The sequence below is a fragment of the Mesorhizobium sp. M2A.F.Ca.ET.037.01.1.1 genome, assembly GCF_003998075.1.
GTDB lineage: Bacteria > Pseudomonadota > Alphaproteobacteria > Rhizobiales > Rhizobiaceae > Mesorhizobium.
In genome coordinates, this window is record NZ_RZSA01000631.1 from 1 (window position 1) to 4,017 (window position 4,017).

Annotated in this window: 2 protein-coding genes and 1 pseudogene; all 3 read right to left on the reverse strand. The window is 66.0% G+C overall.

From position 1 onward, the window contains the following. Positions 1–2,232 (reverse strand): peptidase domain-containing ABC transporter (locus EOA27_RS25790; protein ID WP_145970527.1); only part of this gene is annotated, 2,232 nt, incomplete at its 3' end. 189 nt (positions 2,233–2,421) lie between these two features. Beyond that, positions 2,422–2,586: a hypothetical protein gene (locus EOA27_RS41590; protein WP_210214170.1), complete on the reverse strand. Its 165-nt coding sequence runs from the start codon at positions 2,584–2,586 to the stop codon at positions 2,422–2,424. Between the two features lie 493 nt (positions 2,587–3,079). Then, positions 3,080–4,017: pseudogene (locus tag EOA27_RS41595) on the reverse strand (hypothetical protein); the annotation flags it as partial.

A 4,017-nucleotide genomic window follows, 5' to 3' on the forward strand; every position in this document is an offset into this window, starting at 1 on the left:
CCAAAGCTGGCGGTAGAGTGCGCATCGTTCGAGCAGTGTCGCGTGCGGCGCGACGTCGAGCACCTTGCCCTGGTCCATGACCAGGATCTGGTCGCATTCGGTCAGCGAGGCGAGCCGATGGGAAACGATGATCATCGTGCGCCCGCTGGCGATTCGCATGAGATTAGAGCTGACCACGGCCTCGCTCTCCGGATCGAGCGCGCTCGTCGCCTCGTCGAGGATCAGGATGGTCGGATCATGGATCAGCGCGCGGGCGATTGCCAGCCGCTGCTTCTGGCCGCCGGAGAGGTTGGGGGAGCCTTCCTCGATATAGGTGTCGTAGCCGTTCGGCATGCGTTCGATGAACTCGGCGGCGCCCGCCAGTTGAGCGGCACGCATGGCGTCGGACAGCGTCAGGCCGGGACGGCCGGCAATGATGTTGTCCCGGATCGAGCCGCGGAACAGAAAATTGTCCTGGAGGACGACGCCCAGTCCCTGGCGAAGGTGACGAAGATTGATTTCCTTGAGGTCGACCCCATCGAGCTTGAGGAAGCCGCTGTAGTCGCGATTGATCCCCTGCAACAGCCGGGCAATCGTCGATTTGCCCGAACCGCTGCGGCCGACAATGCCGAACATCGTGCCGGCCGGAACGTCGAAGTTGACACGGTCGAGCGCCGGTGTCTTGGTGCCGATATAGCTGAAGGTCAGATCGTTGAATTTGATCTCGCCGACCAGCTTTGGCCGCAAACCGGCGGAATTGGAACTGCTTTCCAAGGGGCGGTTGAGGACCGAAGCGGTTTCGCCGATTGCCGCGCCCACCTCCTCATAGTCCTCGACCAGCCGCGCCAGGCCGACCAGCGGCTGGGCGACGCGCTGTGCGATCATCATGAAGGCGAACAGGCTGCCGACCATATAGCCCGACCCATCGCTCATCGCGAGATAGGCGCCGATCAGCATAGTGCCGAGGACCATGACACGTTCGATCGGCGTGACCAGGGTCTGCGGCCAGTTCGCCAGTTGCCCGAAGGCGAGACGCGCCTTGCCTGCGTCGGCCACGCGTTCGTCCCATAGCGCCTTGCGCTGCGGCTCGAGACCGAGCGCCTTGACGGTCTTGATGCCGACGACGGTTTCGCCGAGCGCGGCTGCCTTCCAGGTCTCGGCGTCGACCACGCTCTGGTAGCGTCGGCGCAATGGCGCAAGGAAGGCGAAGATGATCGCCATGATCACGACCGCGCAGGCGAGCACCATCCACGCGAGCGTCGCGTTGATGTAGAATATCACCGGGATCAGGACGCAGAGCGTGATCAGGTCCAGGAACGTGCTGAGCAGCTTTCCGGTCAGGAACTCGCGGATGCGATAGATCTGCGCGAGGTGGTACATCGTCTCACCCGCCGGGTGACGCTCGAAATAGTCGAGCGGCAGACGCAGCAGCCTGCCGAAGACATGCAGATTGAGCTTGGTGTCCAGGCGGGCGCCGACGACGTTGATGATCAATCGTCGCGCATGGCCGAGCAGCGTCTCGTAGGCGAAGACGACGGCGATGACCGCGGAGAGGAGGACTAGGGTCGAGACACTGCTGAACTGCAGCACCTTGTTGACCACCGTCATGACGATGAGGGGCGGCAGAATGGTGAGGATGCTCAGCGTGAACGAGGCGATGCCGATGTCGCGCAGCGGCCGGCTCTCGAGTCGCACCAGATCGACCAGCCAGGCGAAGGTGAATGGCGCGTCCGCCGCAATGTAGGAGCGCGCCGCCCGCAACAGGATCGCCTCGCCCGACCATACCTGCAGCAGGCGGAGCTCGTCGATCGGCACGGCGTCCGCGTCATCGGGCGCATCGACGCTTCTGAGCAGAACGACATTTTGCTCGGCGCTCGCTCCGATGAGGAGACCGGCTCCGCCATCATTGAACAGCAGGACGATCGGACCAGTGTGCTCGAAGCGCAAGAGATGTGACCAGCGTATGCGGAGCGCGCGCGACCACATTCCGGCGTTCTGCGCCCATTGCGAGAGATCGGAGGCGTTTGGAACCGAGGCCGCGCTTGTCGCCCTGAATTCGTTCGGGTCAAGCTCGACGCCGTGATAGCGGGCGACCTGCAGCATTGCCTTGAGGCGCGGCCCGATGCCGTCAAACGCGGGGGGCCCGCCGGGGATCCGCTTCGCCGCGCTCTCAATCCCGCCGTCCCTGTCCGCTTTCACGTCCGCACGGATCGGGACCGGCTGGGCTTCGGTGTTTCGAGGCACGCTTACCATGCACTCCCCCTGCGACCCACAAGCGAGGGTTCGTGGACGCTCCCGGCACACCGCCTCGGCCAGAGCTTCCGGCAAGTTCCATCATAGCCTGAACAGTCTTGGAGGACGAGCCCTTGGCCCCTGTCCCGGACGTGCGTATGCGGGCCCTGCGTTTCCGCGGGACCCGCATGCATTGTTTTCGAACAACACTCAGCCATTCGGCTTCAGAATATCCTTCAAAGCCTTGTTCAGCGTATCGTCGGTCTGGCCGTAGCCGGCACCCTGCTTGCCCTTGTCCGAAGTCAGGTCGGAAGTCGCGCCGGACGGCTTGTTCTGGTTCTGGCCGAAGCCCTTGACCGTGTTGAGAACGTTCAAGAGATCGGTCGTCGCCGAACCGACGGCCTGGCTGACGAGGTCCTTGAACGAACCGGAGCCGCCATTGCCGTCCGAGCCGGATTGCAGGAACTGCTTGGTGTCCGTCAGCCCCAGCGTGCTGGCCGTGACGTTGGCACCGCCGCTGTGGCCAGGCGCGCCGTCGTTGTCGGTGCCGTCATTGTCGTGACCCTTGCCGGGGTTGCTGCTGTCGCTTCCGTCTGGATCATTGCCGCCACCATTGTTGCCATGCTCGGTGTGGCCGGTCCCGCCTCCGTGGCTTCCGGTTGCGCCAGTCGGACCAGGCGCACCCGTGGCTCCGGTGGCTCCCGTTCCACCTGTAGCTCCGGTCGCACCGGTCGCTCCAGTCGCGCCAGTCGCTCCAGTGTCACCGGTCGAGCCAGTGGCACCCGTTGCTCCGGTCGAACCCGTCGCTCCGGTGGCTCCAGTTGCGCCTGTGGCTCCGGTGGCTCCAGTCGCGCCAGTCGCTCCAGTGTCACCGGTCGAGCCGGTGGCACCCGTTGCTCCGGTCGAACCCGTCGCTCCGGTGGCTCCGGTCGCACCGGTGGCACCCGTCGAACCCGTTGCTCCAGTCGCCCCGGTGGCTCCGGTCGCACCTGTAGCTCCGGTCGAACCCGTTGCTCCAGTCGCCCCGGTGGCTCCAGTCGCGCCTGTGGCCCCGGTCGCACCCGTTGCTCCAGTCGCCCCGGTGGCTCCAGTCGCGCCTGTGGCCCCGGTGGCTCCGGTCGCGCCTGTGGCTCCAGTCGACCCCGTCGCTCCAGTCGCCCCGGTGGCTCCAGTCGCACCTGTGGCACCGGTCGAGCCCGTTGCTCCGGTTGAACCCGTCGCTCCGGTGGCTCCTGTTGCACCTGTGGCTCCGGTCGAACCGGTGGCACCGGTCGAGCCAGTCGACCCGGTCGAACCAGTCGCTCCGGTTGCACCCGTGGCTCCAGTCGAGCCCGTAGCTCCAGTTGCGCCTGTGGCTCCGGTCGAACCGGTCGCTCCAGTCGCACCCGTGGCTCCGGTCGAGCCAGTCGCTCCGGTCGCGCCAGTTGCTCCGGTCGAACCCGTTGCTCCGGTCGAACCCGTAGCGCCCGTCGAGCCAGTGGCTCCGGTCGATCCAGTCGCTCCGGTTGCACCCGTGGCTCCGGTCGAACCTGTGGCTCCGGTCGCACCCGTGGCTCCAGTCGAGCCCGTAGCTCCAGTTGCGCCTGTGGCTCCGGTCGATCCAGTAGCTCCGGTTGCACCCGTGGCTCCGGTCGAACCTGTGGCTCCGGTCGCACCCGTGGCTCCAGTCGAGCCCGTAGCTCCAGTTGCGCCTGTGGCTCCGGTCGAACCAGTCGCTCCAGTCGCACCCGTTGCTCCGGTCGAGCCAGTTGCTCCGGTCGAACCCGTTGCTCCGGTCGAACCCGTAGCGCCCGTCGAGCCGGTGGC